Below are 14,792 nucleotides of genomic sequence, written 5' to 3' on the forward strand. Positions count from 1 at the left end.
GCCCTTGCCCGGTGCCCGAGGCCCGGGACCGACCGGCTGTCAGGCCTGGCCGGTCGCCGGGACGGGGGCCGGGGAGGCGGCCAGTTGGGTCAGGTAGCGCTCGGCGGCCCGGAGCTTGCGGTTGTCGGGGCCCGGGAGGAAGGCACGCAGCTCAATGATCTCCGGAGCGATGCGGATGGCCTCGGCCCGGTCGGTGATCGCGCGCCAGCAGGCCTCGGCATTGGTGGCCGCACGCTGGGTCTCCGGGTGGTCCGCGCCCTGCGAGCGGAGCAGCGTCATCGCCACCTCGCGGTAGATCTCGGCGGCGTCGACCGGTCGGCCCGCGAGTCGGCACACGTGGGCCCGTACCTGGCGCACCTGGAGCACCGTCTCGGAGACGGCGCCGTGCTCGGCGATCGCCTCCAGTTCGAGGGCGAAGGCGAGATCGGTGGCGGCGGCGTGGTCCCCGGCGTCGGCACTGCGGACGATCCGTCCGATGACCTCACGGTAGTCCGCGCGCGGCGCGTGGGAGTCCGGGGAGTCGGCCTGCGGGGCGACAGGAGCCGTCGGGGCATCGGCCGGTGCGGACGGTCCGTCGGGCGACACCGCATCGGTCGGCACCGCATCGGACGACACCGCATCGGTCGGCACTACGTCGGACGGCACCGCATCGGCGGGCGCCTGGTCCTGCGCCAGCTCGGCGGTCGGCTGGAGGTCGGCCGGGACGGCGTCGTGGGCCTCCTCCGCGACCGCGTCCTCCACCTCCTCCACGACCCCGTCGGCCGCCTGCTCGGTGACGCCGACGGGCTCCTCGACGACGACATCCTCGACGACCGCGGGCACGCTTTCGTCCTCGGCAGCCTGCGACGACGGAACCGTACCGGCCTCCGGGGCCTCCGGCCGGGCCTTGCGCAGCGTGACGCCCACCGAGGGCACGGCGTCGGCCGGCTCCATCCCCGCACCGGCCGGAACGGCCTTGCGCAGACTCACGCTCGACGGCGCCTCCGCCGGCTCCTCGCCCGCCTTCAGCAGGCTGACCGGGCGAGCCGGTCGGGGCGGTGTGGGCGGCACGCCGGGCTTGATCAGGTTCACCGGGCCACCGGCCGGCGTGACCGGCACCGGCACCGGCACCGCAGCCCCAATCGCACCCGCACTCGCACCCGCCGAGTCCCGCGCGACCACGGCTTCCCGCGGCTCCGCCTGCCACGGCAGCGGCGGGGCCGCGGAGGGAGCCGGGCCGGCCGACGCCGCGTCCCGGAGGGGCAGCGCGTCCGTCACCGGGAGCACGACGTCCGCCGGCTGGGCCTCGCCCCGGCGAGCGGTGTTGCGGAAGACCGGCCGGTCCGGGGTGTGGGTGGCCAGGATGACGACGTCCGGCCGCAGCACCGAGTACACCTGCTGGCGCAGCTGTTCGGGGGCGAGCACGTCGCCCGCGCCCGGGCGGCCGCCGTGCAGCGCCTCGATCAGGGCGCGGGTGAAGGTGCCGATCTGCTCCGGGTCCGGGCTGACGACGGCCCACAGCGGGATGCCCTCGCTGAGCGGCGACACGGTGCCCTGGAGGTACGGCCAGGCGTTCTGGTCGGCGCTCAGGTCGGCGATGACCAGCGTCTGCCACTCGGCCGGACGGTGGCTCAGCTCCGCGGCGATGGCCTGCCAGGGCAGGCCGTCCTGCTTGGCGTCGCGCAGGGTGAGCTGCAGCTGGCCGCCGCGCTTGTCGGCGACGACGTGTCCGCCCAGGTGGACCAGCAGCGGTCCGGGGTGCCGGGAGGCCGCGCGCAGGTGGGCGAGGACGGTGTGCGGGTCGCTGGCGCCCGGCAGGTGGACGGCGTCCACCGCGTCCGCGGCGAGCAGCACCTGCGGCGAGACGGCGGCCAGCATCGCCGACAGCACCGGCGCCTGGGCGGGACCGCCCCGGCCCCAGGTGCGGCGGCCGGAGTTGCCGTAGCCGCCCTCGATCACCAGGATCCGGCCGCGCGGCGCCGCGCCCAGCCCGCCGGGGCCCGGGGCCTGAGCCGCGGCAGCGGCCGCCGGGGACGGAGCACCCGCGGCGGGCAGGCCGGTGAGGGTCCATCCGGTGGACGCGGCCGGTGGCGGAGCCGTCGGCACCGAAGCGGCGGGGGTCGGGGCCGGCGCAGGGGCAGGGGCCGGGGGCGCCACCGGGGGCGCCGGAGGCGCGGGCGGCGGCTCGTACAGCGCGGCGGGCCCGGGCGGGTGCTCCTCGGCGGGCCGGCCTGCGGACAGCGGCGGTACGGCGTCCCAGGGGCCCGAGTCCGCTGCCGGTTCGGGACCTCCGGAAACAGCTGTCGTCTCCGCCATCTTCTGGTCACCGCCCCGCCCCGCCGCTTCCACGGCGTCTGATGCCCTTGCCTTCGTGGTGCCTGCCACCACAACCCGTGCGCGCCACCCTACGAGATCCCGGCACGCCCGAGCCAGGCCGGGTGGGAGATCGGCGTGCCAGGCCGTCGGCACCGGCCGCTATCATGCCGTCATGACCGGTTCCGGCCCGCCCCTGCTGTTCCTCGACGTCGACGGTCCGCTCATTCCCTTCGGTGCTCCGCCCCCGGCCGGCTACCCCACCTATCCGGGCCCGGGCTCGGGGCCGTCCGGCAATCCGCTGGTGGCCCGGGTCGACCCGGCTCTCGGGCGTCGACTGCTGGGCCTGCCCTGCGAACTGGTCTGGGCCACCACCTGGCTGGCGGACGCCAACGACTGCCTCTCGCCCCGCCTCGGCCTGCCGCAACTGCCCTACGTGGACTGGCCGGTGGTCGACGGAACGAAGGGCGACGGCCAACTGCACTGGAAGACCCGCACCTTGGTCGCCCGCGCGGCCGGCCGCGCGTTCGCCTGGGTGGACGACGAGATCTCCCCCGCCGACCGCCGCTGGGTCGACGCCCACTCCCCCGGCCCCGCGCTGCTCCACCGCGTCGACCCCCGAGTGGGCCTCACCGAGGCCGACTTCACCGCCCTCGACGCCTGGCTGCGCACGGTCTGACTACACTCCACCGCCATGGAGTTCGTCGCCGGACCGCCGGCCCGCTGGCATCTGACCCTGAAGGACGGGACGTTGCTCGAACTGTGGGCGGACGGGTACGGCATCGTGAACGGGGCGTACGAGTTCAGCGCGCTCGTCCGGGCGACGGAGGAGGAGCAGGGGCAGGCCCACGTCCTGGCCCGGACCCCGTCCGACTCCCACCGGGTCATGGTGGCCGTGGCCCGGCTGGCGACAGGATCCGTCCAGGACGTCCACACCGCCTCCCGGCCCTCGCACGACGGCGCCTGCGTCTGCCCCGGGCTCCCCGGATCCTCCGCCGGGGAATGAGCGCGCCCGCCCGGCCACCGCCCGGCGGACCGGGAGTGACCGGGCGGGCGGCCCGCCTGCTCAGGAGCCCGCGAGCAGGTCCCGCAGCAGGGCGACCGTGTCCGCGTCCAGGTCCCGGCCGGTACGGCGGCTCAACGCGTCGAGGCGGTTGACGGCACGCAGGAGCTGGTCGCGCGCGCCGGCCGAGGCGTAGGCGTAGAACAGGTCCCGGTGCAGGAGTTCGACGTCCGGGGCCACGGCGAGGCCGCGGAAGACGGCCGCCTCGGCACTGCGGTGGTCGCCGTACTGGAGACGGCGGGCGGCGAGTTCGTGAGCGGTGTCGACGATCGCGGCGATCATGTCCTGGCGCTCCGACTCGGCCCAGCCGTACGAGGCGGGCGGGGCCTCGGCGAACGGGGCTCCGCGCACCAGCGCCAGGGCGTGGGCGAGGGCGGCGTCGGCGGTCGCGCTGGTGCTGCGCATGCCGCGCCGGTACAGGCTGCGGAACTCGTCCCAGTCGCAGGTGACGGCCGGGGTGAAGGCGTAGCCGTCGGTGGTCTCGGTGGGCAGGTAGGCGCGCCCGTCGGGCGAGGTGCCGAACCAGGCCGCCAGGTCGGCGAGTTTGGCCGGGAGCGGGCTCTTGGCGTCGGACGCGGTGGGGTGCGGGTCGAGGTGGGCGGCACCGGGGTGCAGGTCGTGGTCGAGCGCGTGGTGGTCGGCGCCCGGGCGCAGCGCCAGGTAGACGGCGAGCTCGGTGAGCCTGGGCAGCGCGCCGGGCTCGACGGCACCGGGGGTACCGGCCACGTCGACAGGGCCGAGCAGCCGGATCCGGGGGGCGTTGCGCGGGGTGTGCGCCTCCGGGGAGCGCAGGATCGCGAGCAGGTCGTCGCTGTCGCTGCGGCCGGGGGCGGTCCGGGCGACCGGGGCCACGGCGGCCGGGCCGGGTTCGACCGTCGCCCCCGTCTCGGAGCCGGAAGAGCCGCTCGGACCGGAGGGGCCGGTACCGGGCTCGGGCCTGGCCGGGACGCGCGGGTCGGCGCCGGTGGGCGCGGGCGCGCTCTGGTGCGTCGGCGCCGGCTCGACGGGCCGTACGGGCTGCACAGGCTGGACGGACTGCACAGGCTGCACGGATGGCACAGGCTGGACGGGCGGCACCGGAAGCACCGTCGCCGGGGCGTCCGCCGGTGCCGCCTCCTCGTCCGTTCCGGCCGCGTCCTCCGCACCCGCCTCGGCCGCCTCGGCCGGCTCGGCGGGTCCGCCGGGCAGCCGCAGGTCGCGGGTGGCCTCGTCGGCGGGCTGCTCCGGCCCGGTGGCCGCCTGCCGCCCCTGCCCGTTTACCGCGAACCGTGTCGGACCGGCCGACGGCGGAGCCGGAACCGGCAGCGGGGCAGGAGCAGGCGCGGGCGCGACCGGGTCGGTGCCCGCGAACGGGCTGGCACCGGTCCCGATGACCCGGGTCAGCAGCCGGGGCCCGGCGGCCGCATCCGCCTCCTCCGCCGCCGTCGCGCCCGGAGCACCGACCGCGGCCAGCACCGGTACGGCGACGGGCAGTTCGGTGGTGTCGGTGTCCTCGTCCGGATCCGGGTCGAGCCCGGGACCGTCCAGGGTCCAGGCGGGCGCCGGGTGCTGGGTGGTGTCGTCGGCGGCCCGGAGCAGTTCGGCGACCTGGTCGTACTGGCGGTCGTCCAGCCGCTGGAGCTCGACGGTCAGGTGCAGGCCGGGGATGGCGGCCTGGCCGGTGGTCGGCAGGGTCCAACGGGCCACCGGTCCGGCGCCGCGCTCGGGCGCGCGGGTGACGACGGCGACGCAGGTGCGCGGGCGGGCGTCCAGCAGCCGGCCGAGCTCGGCGGGCACGTCGCCGCCGGGCTGCTGGGCACAGAGCACGATCTCCGGCACCCAGGACTCGTCCGCCCGGCCCCGGCTGCGGGCCTCGCGCGGGCTGGCGGCCTCGGCCGCGATCAGGGTGGCGCGGGCCTTGGCCGTGCGCGGGCCGAGGGCGGCCAGCGCGGCCTCCAGGGTGGGGTGTCGGTGGATCCGCTCGGCGGCCGGTCCGCTGATCGGCACCTCCTCGGCGAGGTCCACCAGGTGCAGGTGGAGCCGGTCGGCCAGCGGGCTGTGGGCGAGCTCGATGGCGAGGGTGCGCAGCACGTCGCGGGCGTCGTCGGGGTGCCCGGACAGGTGGAGCAGCCGGACGGCCTCCAGGTCGGCGAGGACCACCGAGCCGTCCGGCGAGGTGCCGAGGGTGACCAGCGCGGGGTAGGGCGCGGCGGTCTTGCGGGCCTGTGCGGGGCTCAGCAGGTCGCCGGACTCGTCGCTGCACCACCAGACGTTGGCGGCGTGCGCGGCGCGGAACGGGGCGATCGGGGTGGCCGGGCCGGACAGGTGCAGCTCGATGGTGTGGTCGGGAGTGATCCGGGCCGCGACGATCGCGGGCAGCCGTTTGCCGCCGCGCACGGTGTTGCGGGCCAGGGTGCGCAGGGCACGGTCCAGCAGCTCCAGCCCTTCCTGGTCCTGACGGACAATCAGTTCGTTCTCGAAGGCGGCGGCCTCGGCGTCGGGCATCGCGATGCGGTGCCGGGGGCGGCGGGCGCGCTGCTGGGTGCCGCGCTTGTAGGCGACGGTGCCGACCATGATGGCGGCGAGCAGCACGCCGACGGTGGAGGCGCCGAGGGCGATGCGGTAGTCGTCGCTGGGCGCCGGGTCGGCGTGCGCGGCGGGGGCGGGCACGGGTGCGTGGGCGGGCGCACGGGTCGGCGCCGGGGCCGTCTGCGGTGCACCCTGGCTCGGGGCGCCCTGGCTGGGCGCCCCCGGCGCCGGAGCGGCCTGGGACGGCGCGGTGGTCGGGGCCTGGGTGGTTGGGGCCGCCTGGGTGGCCGGGGTCTGGGCAGCCGGGGTCTCGGCGGCCGGGGCCGGGGTGGCCGGGGCCTGCTCGGAACCGGGCGCGGGAGCGGGCGTCTGCGCGGCCGGGGCGGCCGCGCCCGGCACGGTGAGCACCATCCCCGGCTCCAGCACGTCCGGATCGGTCAGCCGCTCCCCGCCCGGCGCCTGCACGCCCTTGTTCGCCTCGAAGAGCTTCGGCCAGGCCTCGGCGTCCCCCAACTCCCGCTGGGCGATGGCCGACAGACTGTCCCCGGACTGCACGGTCACCGTCTTCTGCCCGCCTGCGGTCGGCTCCGTCCCGGACTGCGGCGTCTGCGCCGGAGCCGGCGTCTGCGCCTGGGCCTGGGCGGGATCGGGCGTCGGCGCGGGCGCCTTCGCCTCGTCCGGCTTGGCGTCCGCTGGCATCAGCAGCTCCCACCCGGGCTGGATCGGCCGCTCCGCGTCGAAGCGGATGCCGGAATCGTCCATCACCCGGCCGTTGTTGAGCTTGGCGATCTCCTCCCACCGCTCCCCGGAGCCCAGTTGGCGCTCCGCGATGGACCAGAGGCTGTCCGCCGGGCGGCTGTCCCGCACGGTGTACGTGGGGTGCTGGTCCGCCGCCGGGGTCGGTGCCGCCGCCGGCCGGGCGGCGGGCAGCGCGGCGCGCTGCACGCCCGGGGTCAACTGCGCCTGGGCAGACGGGGCATGGGCCGCCTCGGGCACCGCCGCGAAGGCCGAACCGGCCACCGGCACCAGCGCGAGCACCGAGCCGACCAGCCCGGCCGCGATTCGCTGGCTCCAGCCGAAGGCCGGGATCCGACGGGCGATCCGGCCGCGCAGCTGCGCCGGTACCTCCAGCAGGACGGAGAGCGCGAAGCACGCCCAGGCGAGCCAGCCGACCACCACCAGCAGCCAGAGGAAAAGCCGCCCGTCGTCCGGACCGGTGAGCGCCTCCCCCACCCCGCCGGACGCGACCTCGCCCATCGAGGCGACCGCCTGGGTGCCGTACAGCAGCAGCGCCGGAACGCCGAACAGCAGGGCGAGCAGAGTGACCAGCGCGGCGAGCGCGGTGATCAGTGCGCCGCCGCGGCCGCCCCCGCCGCCACGGCCGCCCCCGGCGCGGCGACCGCTCCGGGCGTGCCCCCTCACCGTTCGCATCCCGTCCTTCCCTGTTCCCCCGGACCCCGATCCCGGCCCACCGGTACGGGCCTGGGCGGAACGGGCCTGGTCCTTGGCACGTGGCGCGGCCATCAGTCGGTCTCCGCATTCTTGACTCCGTGGACGAGGGTCGCACTGCCCTTGCCCGTAACCTTCCGCTGCCCGAGGGCGCCCAGCAGGACCGGCCGGTAGTCGGCCCGCACGGTGACGGTGACGACCTTGCCGTCGCCGGAGAACGTGACGTCGTCGACCTGCAGGCCGTACAGGTTCAGGTAGGTCGCGGCGGCCTGCCGGACGTAGTCCTGCTGGACCTTGAAGCCCTTCCCCTGCAGCACGGCCGCCCGGTCGAGCTGCTGTCCGCCGACCCGTGCGGCCTCCTGGGCGTAGGCGTCGGTGCGTTCGGCGACCCGCAGTCGGCCGCCCGCGTCGATCACCAGCGCGACGACGAGCACCAGGTAGGCCGCGCAGATCGCCACGAAGAGGGCGACCGCGCCGCGATCGGAACGGCGCCCGGCCGGACGGTGGCCGAGGCGTCGCAGTCGGCTCAGCACTCGCATCCCCTCCCCCCGATCCGCACGATGCCTCCCCACCGGCTCCCCACCGGGCGCCACTCGGTGCCGTTGCGTCATCCCCCGAGCGCTCTCCGCTTGCGTCTCCCCCGCACGGGCCGTCCCCAATCCCCCGGCCGGGCCCGTTACGGGCCGGGTGCCGTCCGGTGCCGCCGTCATGTGCCGCGGTAGCGGTCCATCACGGAGATGAACTCCGCGCTGAGGTGCTTCGTCACGGGCAGTCCCGACGGTCCGCCGAGCAGGTCGGCGAGTTCGACGTCGCAGTCGACGGTGACCTTGACGGTCACCACCGGGCCGTCGTCCAGCGTCAACTCGTCCGTGGTGACCCGGACGTCCTCGTGGCGGCAGGTGACGCCCTGCTGGTGCAGGGTCGCGAGGGCGGAGTCCCTGGCCGGCTTGTCCACCCCGGCGACGCTGCGCTGCAGCGAGCCGGTCCGGGCCCCGGCGCGGGCCGCGGCCTCCACCGTGCCGGCCGCGGTCTGCACCCGACCGGCGGCGATCGCCAGCAGGACCAGCCCGATGACGCCCGGGACGACGATCGCCGCCTCGATCGCGATCCCGCCGCGGTCCGAACGGTCCGAACGGTCGGGCCGGTCCGGCCGGCGCAGCCGTCGGCGCCGGCCGTCGACGGCCCCTCTCGCGCCCGCTATCACGGCGTCACCGCCGGCGGGACGAAGCGCTCGCGCGGCGCCTCCGCGTACTGGCGGACGCTGGGCCCGGTGAGCCCGGGGATCAGCAGCGGTGGCGTCAGTTCCACCGTGACCTTGATCGTGTCGGCCGTGCTGTCGCCGGTCTCCACCTGGTACGCGTGCACACCCTGCCGGTCCAGGAAGTCCCGGGCCTGCCGCCGGGCGGCCTCCTCCGCCTCCGCCTCCGTCGCTTTCGCCTGCACCCGCCCGGCGTCCACGCCCTCGCGGGCGGCGGTGAGCGCGACCTGCCGGTCGTACCAGATCAGCGCGGCCTGGACGACGAGCAGCAGGAGCAGCAGGACGACCGGGAAGACGATGGCCAGACTGATGCTCATCGATCCCCGGTCGCCGCGGCGGCGAAGCCGGCCGGTCACTTGGTGGCGCCGCCCGCGCCGCCACCGCCGGGCAGGTTCGGGTCCTGCTCGACCTTGGTGACCACCTTGTCCTTCAGCAGGTACAGCGCGGTCGCGACGGCACCCGCGACGAACACCAGCGCGATGATGGCGAGGGCGAGTTCGATGCTGATGGCGCCGCGGTCGCCGCGCGCCCGGGCGGCGCGCAGCCGGCCCAGCCGCAGCGTGAAGAGCAGCAGGGCGAACTGCACGGGCAGCAGCACGGGCCGCAGCACCCGTCCTGCCAGCTGGGCAAGTCGTACGGTCATCGGGATCTCCGGGGGGTGATGTGTGGTGTCAGCTGCTCGGTGACATAAGTCAGTTGAGCATCTGGTGGAGTGCCGGAAAGACGATCAGGACGGTCATCAGCAGGGTCAGGGCGGCGCCCGGCGCGACCATCCGCTCGCTGTCGGCGTTCGCGCGGGCCAGGTCCTCGGCGAGGAGTTCGCCGCGCAGGCCCTTGGCGCGGGCCCGCAGGGTGTCGTACACGGCGGCGCCGTCGGTGCCGGACAGCCGCATGATGTCGGCCACGTCCTGGAGCGGGCTGAGGCCCAACTCCTCGGCCAGTGCGTCCAGTCCGGCCCAGGGCGGGAGCCGGTCGGTGGCCGCGCGCTCCAGCGCGTCGCGGATCCGCCGGAACACCGCGCCCTGCCCGACCGAGGCGGCGCGGCGCAGCGCCTCGGCGGGGCCGCAGTCCGCGGCCCGCTCCAGCGCGACGAGTTCCAGGTAGGCGGCGATGCCGTGCAGGTACTCGGTGCGGGCCTCCTTGGCCTCGCCCCGCACCACGGCGTCCGGGACGAACCACAGCAGCCCGGCCAGCAACGGCCCGACGACCAGCGGCAGGGCGAAGGGCAGGCCGACGTCCACCAGCACGGCCATCGCGCCCAGGTAGGCGGGCAGCACCAGGCCCAGCGCGGCGAACAGCAGCTTGTGCACCATGAACCGGGCGGGAGTGCGGCCGATCAGGGCGAGTTCGCGGCGCGGGATCGTCACCCCGCGCAGGGTGAGAGAGCGCTCGCCGATCCGGTCGTACCAGCGCGGCCGCTCGTCCGGGTCCTGCCCGCGGTCGGCCGGGGCGCGGTGCAGCCGGTCCAGGGCCTGGCCGAGGTCCGGCGGCGCGGGCCGCAGTTCGGCGATCAGCAGGGCGAGGCCGCCGGCCGCGACCGCGCCGGCCAGCACGGGCCAGGGGGAGATCACCGGACCTCCCCGAGCTGCTCGACCGGCTCCTGCACGGGTCCGCGGCGGCCGCCCTTGCTGCGGCGGTCCGGGGTGAGCAGCCGGGGCACCGGCGGGTGCGAGGCCAGGGCGCGCATCCAGGCGATGATCGCGACGAACAGGGCGGCGACCACGGCGAGCACGACCTGCCCGAGGAAGGTCCCGTACGGGCGGGTGTACTCGGTGTTGAACGAGCCGACCGTGACGACCAGCACGATGATGCCGACCAGCCAGCGGATGGTGGTGCGGTGCTTGGCCCGGTCGGCCTCGATGGCACGGCGCTGGCGGACCTCCTCGCGCACCGAGTCGGCCATGTCGGACAGCGTCCGGGCCAGGCCCGGGCCGCTGTCCCCGGCCCGCAGCACCAGGGCGGCGAGCACCTTGTCGGCGGTGGCGTCGGCCAGGCTGTCGGCGAAGGCGTGCAGCGCCTCCTCTGGCCGCCAGCGGGCCTGAAGCCGGGCGGCCAGCTCGCCGATCTCGTCCTCCAGGGCGGCGGGGGCGGTGCGGCGGCTGGTGACGATGGCCTGGTTGAGGCCGACGCCGAGCAGCAGCACGTCGGCGATCCGCTGGGTCCACTCGGACAGCGCCTCCAGCCGCTCGATCCGGTGGGTGTCCGGGCGGGTGGTGTCGAACAGCCAGGGCAGGCCGAAGACGGCCAGCGGCACCAGCAGCGCGGTCAGCGGGATGCCGGTGAACAGCCAGGCCAGTGGGCCGCCGACGAGCGCCAGCGGCAGCTGGATCCGGCGCAGCCGCACCATCCGCAGCGAGGCCGAGCCGGGGGCGCCGTACCAGAAGACGTGGGCGCGGCCGGCCAGCGGGTTCTCCCGGCGGGCGGGCCCGTCCCCGTCGTCGGGCTCGCTGCCGCGGGCCCAGGCCACCAGGGCGACCAGGCCGCCCGCGACCGCCAGCCCGCACAGGGCGAGGAGCAGCATCACCGCGCGCCACCGCCGATCCGCAGTTGCAGCGGGGTGGCCCAACTCCCGTAACGGGAGCCGAGCAAGGAGGCGTCGAAGCCGGCCCGGCGCAGGTCGTCCAGGCACTGCGGCGGGGTGTGCGGGACGGCGCGCGGCTCGCCGAGGTCCGGCCGGGGGCCGAAGACGGTGTTCAGCGCGGGCCGGCCGCTCTCGCCGAGGCCGGTGACCTCCAGGACGTGGGAGACGAAGCGGTGCCGGCGCCCGCCGACGGCGGTCTCGTCGACCATGCTGACGTGCACGATGAGGTCCAGGGCGTTGGCGGTGAGCCGATAGGCGAGCGCGTCGGTCATGTGCGAGCCGTACTCCAGGCAGAGTTCGGCGATCCGGTCGACCACCATGTGCGGACCACGCGCGTGCAGGGTGCACATCGAGCCGCCCTCGCCGTTGGTCATGACCCGCAGCATCGGGACGACCTCGCCGGAGCGGACCTCGCCGACGATGATCCGGGAGAGCGTCATCCGCAGCGCGGCCGGGATGAGGTCGCCGATGCTCAACTCCCCGGCCAGACGGCCCTCGACGCGCTCCCCGTTGCCTTCGCGGGCCTCCATCGGGACGACCTGGCGCAGGTGCCCGAGGGTGTGCAGCCACAGCTCGAACTCCGACTCCAGGGTGCCGATCCGCTCGTCCGGCGGGATCTCGGCGGCCATCGCGCGCAGCAGGCTGGTCTTGCCGACGCCCTGGGTGCCGGTGATCATCACGTTCTTCCTGGCCCGGATCGCGGCGGCCAGGAAGGCGGCCAAGGTGGTGTCCAGAGTGCCGAGTTCGACCATCTCGGGCAGCGTCGCGGAGGCCACCCGGTGGCGGCGGATCGCCACGTACGGGCGGGGCGTCACCTCGGTGAGCGCCTGGAGGCGCATGCCGCCCTCCAGGCGCAGCGCCAGCGTCGGACTGGCGGTGGAGAGGCTGCGTTCGCCTCCGCCGTGCTGCCGGGCCAGGTCCTGGAGCAGTTCGACCAGTTCGGCGTCGCTGTCGGCCACCGGCGGCACCTGGCGCAGGGGTTGGTGCACCTTGGAGACCCAGACGTCGTCGCAGCCGTTGATCAGGATGTTCTCGATCTCCGGGTCGTCCAGGTAGGGCTGGAGCCGGCCGGCCCGGAACAGCAGGTCGAAGACGGCCTCGGCGAGGGCGCGGTCCTGCTCCCGGGTGGGTGGGATGCCGTGGGTCTGCGCGTAGGCGTCGGACCAGCGGGCGACCGACTCCTCGATCAACGCCCGGCCGCGCTGGCGGCGGGTGGCGCGGTCCGGCTCTGAGCCGGAGGCGGTGGTCAACCGGGTGATCTGCTGGTGCAGTTCGGCCGCGACCTGGCGCTTCAGCTCGCGGGCGACCTGCGGGTCGACGGCCGGGCGGGTGGCGGCGCCGCGCACGTCCAGCGAGGGCAGCTGGGAGGGCACGGCGGTGGGCCCGGCGGCCTCACCGCCGGATGCTACGGGCTGGGGCGCGACCGGGCCGGGCCGGTACGCCTGCGGCTGCGGCTGGGCGGCGGCCGGTACGGGCGCGGCCCAGGGCAGGGCGGCCGGGTCGGCCGTCGGGTGCTGGTGCAGGGGGCTACCGCGCACGGAGCACCTCCCCGGGGTTGTACGGGTACCGGTCCTCGATCTGATCGTTCGTCACCATCGGTTGCTGCAGGCGGTACTGGCCTTCGTCCTCGGTCGGTCCAGCCGCCTGGACGTGCGCCGGGAACGGCGCCGGGGCTGCGGGCTGCGGCGCCAGCCCGGCGAGCGGTGCGACCGGTCCGGTGGTGATCACCGGTGGGGCGTAGGAGGGCGGCTCGGCCTCGCCTTGGCCGTGGGCCGGATGCGCGTGGGCGGGTTGGGCGTAGCCGAACTGTCCGTAGCCGGGCTGGGCGTAGCCGGGCTGGCCCTGCCCCTGGCCCGTCGGCCCGTAAGCGGGCTGCCCGTACGGTGCCGGACCGGGCGCCGACGACGCCTGCGGCACCGGAACGGACGGCGGCGCCACAGGCACGGCCACGGGCCCGGCTGCAGCAGGCCCCGGTCCACCCGGTGCCGAGAGCTGAGCGGCGGCTGCGGGCGCGACCGCCGGCGCGACCGCGGGCGCACCCGCAGGCGCCGCGTTCGGCGCGAGCCGCTGCCGCCGGCGCCGGACCAGCAGCTGGACCTCGTCCGCCGCCGACCGCGCGGTGCGCATCAGCTCCGAGCGGATGAACCGCCGGTCGGTGGTGTCCCCGCCGTCGGAGAGCACCCGCGCCGTGCGGGTGGCGTACGGCAGCACTCCGAGCAGCGGCAGGCCGAACTCGCGCGACACCTCCGCCCCCGAGTAGGGCCCCTCCGCGACCAGCAGCAGTCCGAGCGCGTCCGCCCCGGTCCCGGCCGCGGCCAGGTCCTCGCCGAGCGCGGCGAGCCGGGGGCGGGCCGCGCTCAGCCCGCGCAACGTGCTGCGGACCGTCACGGCCACGACGTCCGCGCGGCGGGCCAGCACCGCGCTCGTCCCGGTGGCGCCGGAGCGGCCGAGGTCGACGATGACGTCGTAGCCCTGCTGCTCGATGCCGTGCAGCAGTTCGGCGAGCGGCTCCCAGGTGTAGGCGAGGCCGGGTGCCTGGGCCGGGTCGGTGAGGCCGGGCAGCAGCAGCCGCTCGGCGTTGCCCTCGGGCGACAGGTCGATCAGCTGCTCCCAGATGGTCTGGGCGAGCAGCCCGCGCCGGTCGGCGACGGCCAGGTTGCGCAGCCCGTACACCGCCTCCACCCGGCCTTCCAGGGCACCGGCGAGCACCGCGCCGCCGTCCGGGTCGGCCTCGACCAGCAGGATCCGCCGGCCGGGCCGGAGCGGCCAGGCCAGCAGCAGGGCCAGGGCGGTGGTGGTGGCGCCGGGCGCGCCCGGGCCGCCGACCACCGCGATCACCGCCATCAGGCACCACCCGTTCCGGCCGGGGCCGCCGGCGCGCCGGCCCCTCCGGAGGGTGCCGTGCCGGTGGAGGCAGCGGAGGGCGCGGCCGAGGGGGAGGCCGGGGCCCCGGATCCGGCCGGACCGGATCCGCCCGCGGCGGACCCGCGCGGGGCCAGCAGCACCTGGATCCGCCCGCCGGCCACCCACTGGGCCAGCCGGGGCCCGTCCGCCGAGCCGACGGCCACGTCGATCACCTGGCTGCCGTCGGTGTCCACCCTGCCGACCGTGATGACCGTCGCGGCCAGCGAGTCGGGCCTGCCGTTGTCGGGGGTGTTGACCACGACGATCTGCACCCCGGGCTGGAGCCGGCTCGCGGGCAGCTGGGTGCGCTTGGCGGACACCCCGACCACGATCTGCCCCGGCTGTACGGTCTGGCCCTGCGCCAGGTCCGAACCGGTCAGCATGGAACCGCGCTTGAGGTCGGTGGCGGCCCGCATGCCGACGGCCTTGGAGCGGTCCTGGGCGGAGACCGGGTGCAGCGCCGGGTCGCCCGCGATCCGGGCCACCACCAGGTCGTCGTCGGTGATCACCTGCCCCCAGGGCACATCCCGGGCCAGCGCCAGCACCGCGACCCGCTGGCCGGTGCTGTTGTAGAGGGCGGCGCCGCCGAGCCCGCCAGCCGCGATCAGCGCGACCGCCATCGCCAGCACCGCGGGGCGCCGCCGCCGGAGCTGCCCAACGGCAAGTGGACCAAGGGCCGGGCGCGTGCGGCACCGCCCGTCCCCGGCCCCGGCCGCCGCCTCCAGCGCCCGGCTCCT

Annotated in this window: 13 protein-coding genes; 2 read left to right on the forward strand and 11 right to left on the reverse strand. The window is 76.3% G+C overall.

What is annotated here, in order from left to right:
* Positions 1 to 39 precede the first annotated feature (39 nt).
* A complete protein-coding gene (locus tag HS99_RS06600) occupies positions 40 to 2,085 on the reverse strand; it encodes a hypothetical protein (RefSeq protein ID WP_030551437.1) in 2,046 nt (681 codons plus the stop codon).
* A 382-nt stretch (positions 2,086 to 2,467) separates the two neighbouring features.
* On the opposite strand from HS99_RS06600, the gene HS99_RS06605 reads away from it, so the two are divergent.
* Both HS99_RS06605 and HS99_RS06610 read left to right on the forward strand, forming a co-directional pair.
* On the forward strand, positions 2,468 to 2,971 hold the full coding sequence (locus HS99_RS06605; protein WP_030551435.1) for an HAD domain-containing protein: 504 nt from the start codon (positions 2,468 to 2,470) through the stop codon (positions 2,969 to 2,971).
* A 15-nt stretch (positions 2,972 to 2,986) separates the two neighbouring features.
* On the forward strand, positions 2,987 to 3,298 hold the full coding sequence (locus HS99_RS06610) for a hypothetical protein (RefSeq protein WP_050366437.1): 312 nt from the start codon (positions 2,987 to 2,989) through the stop codon (positions 3,296 to 3,298).
* A 60-nt stretch (positions 3,299 to 3,358) separates the two neighbouring features.
* Here the strand turns inward: HS99_RS06610 and HS99_RS06615 are convergent, their stop codons facing one another.
* The 10 genes from HS99_RS06615 to HS99_RS06660 form a co-directional block, all read right to left on the reverse strand.
* Positions 3,359 to 7,294, reverse strand: coding sequence for a LysM peptidoglycan-binding domain-containing protein (locus tag HS99_RS06615; protein ID WP_051835494.1), 3,936 nt, complete (start codon positions 7,292 to 7,294; stop codon positions 3,359 to 3,361).
* 92 nt (positions 7,295 to 7,386) lie between these two features.
* The gene (locus tag HS99_RS06620) at positions 7,387 to 7,851 is read right to left on the reverse strand and encodes a TadE/TadG family type IV pilus assembly protein (RefSeq protein ID WP_046387514.1); all 465 of its coding nucleotides are present in this window, start codon (positions 7,849 to 7,851) and stop codon (positions 7,387 to 7,389) included.
* A 167-nt stretch (positions 7,852 to 8,018) separates the two neighbouring features.
* Complete coding sequence (locus tag HS99_RS06625) at positions 8,019 to 8,516, reverse strand: TadE/TadG family type IV pilus assembly protein (RefSeq protein ID WP_050366439.1); 498 nt, start codon at positions 8,514 to 8,516, stop codon at positions 8,019 to 8,021.
* A complete protein-coding gene (locus HS99_RS06630; protein ID WP_046386603.1) occupies positions 8,513 to 8,887 on the reverse strand; it encodes a TadE/TadG family type IV pilus assembly protein in 375 nt (124 codons plus the stop codon). Before HS99_RS06630 ends, HS99_RS06625 begins: the two co-directional genes overlap by 4 nt.
* Before the next feature lie 35 nt (positions 8,888 to 8,922).
* The gene (locus HS99_RS06635) at positions 8,923 to 9,213 is read right to left on the reverse strand and encodes a hypothetical protein (RefSeq protein WP_050366440.1); all 291 of its coding nucleotides are present in this window, start codon (positions 9,211 to 9,213) and stop codon (positions 8,923 to 8,925) included.
* A gap of 49 nt (positions 9,214 to 9,262) precedes the next feature.
* The gene (locus HS99_RS06640) at positions 9,263 to 10,141 is read right to left on the reverse strand and encodes a type II secretion system F family protein (protein WP_050366441.1); all 879 of its coding nucleotides are present in this window, start codon (positions 10,139 to 10,141) and stop codon (positions 9,263 to 9,265) included.
* Positions 10,138 to 11,091: a type II secretion system F family protein gene (locus tag HS99_RS06645; protein ID WP_030551429.1), complete on the reverse strand. Its 954-nt coding sequence runs from the start codon at positions 11,089 to 11,091 to the stop codon at positions 10,138 to 10,140. Before HS99_RS06645 ends, HS99_RS06640 begins: the two co-directional genes overlap by 4 nt.
* Positions 11,091 to 12,689, reverse strand: coding sequence for a TadA family conjugal transfer-associated ATPase (locus tag HS99_RS06650; protein ID WP_030551427.1), 1,599 nt, complete (start codon positions 12,687 to 12,689; stop codon positions 11,091 to 11,093). The genes HS99_RS06645 and HS99_RS06650 overlap by 1 nt, the downstream gene beginning before the upstream one ends.
* A complete protein-coding gene (locus tag HS99_RS45760) occupies positions 12,679 to 13,995 on the reverse strand; it encodes a CpaE-like family protein (protein WP_063737797.1) in 1,317 nt (438 codons plus the stop codon). Before HS99_RS45760 ends, HS99_RS06650 begins: the two co-directional genes overlap by 11 nt.
* On the reverse strand, positions 13,995 to 14,675 hold the full coding sequence (locus tag HS99_RS06660) for an SAF domain-containing protein (RefSeq protein WP_063737796.1): 681 nt from the start codon (positions 14,673 to 14,675) through the stop codon (positions 13,995 to 13,997). Before HS99_RS06660 ends, HS99_RS45760 begins: the two co-directional genes overlap by 1 nt.
* Positions 14,676 to 14,792: the final 117 nt, after the last annotated feature.

Source organism: Kitasatospora aureofaciens, from assembly GCF_001188955.3.
GTDB classification, from domain to species: domain Bacteria; phylum Actinomycetota; class Actinomycetes; order Streptomycetales; family Streptomycetaceae; genus Kitasatospora; species Kitasatospora aureofaciens.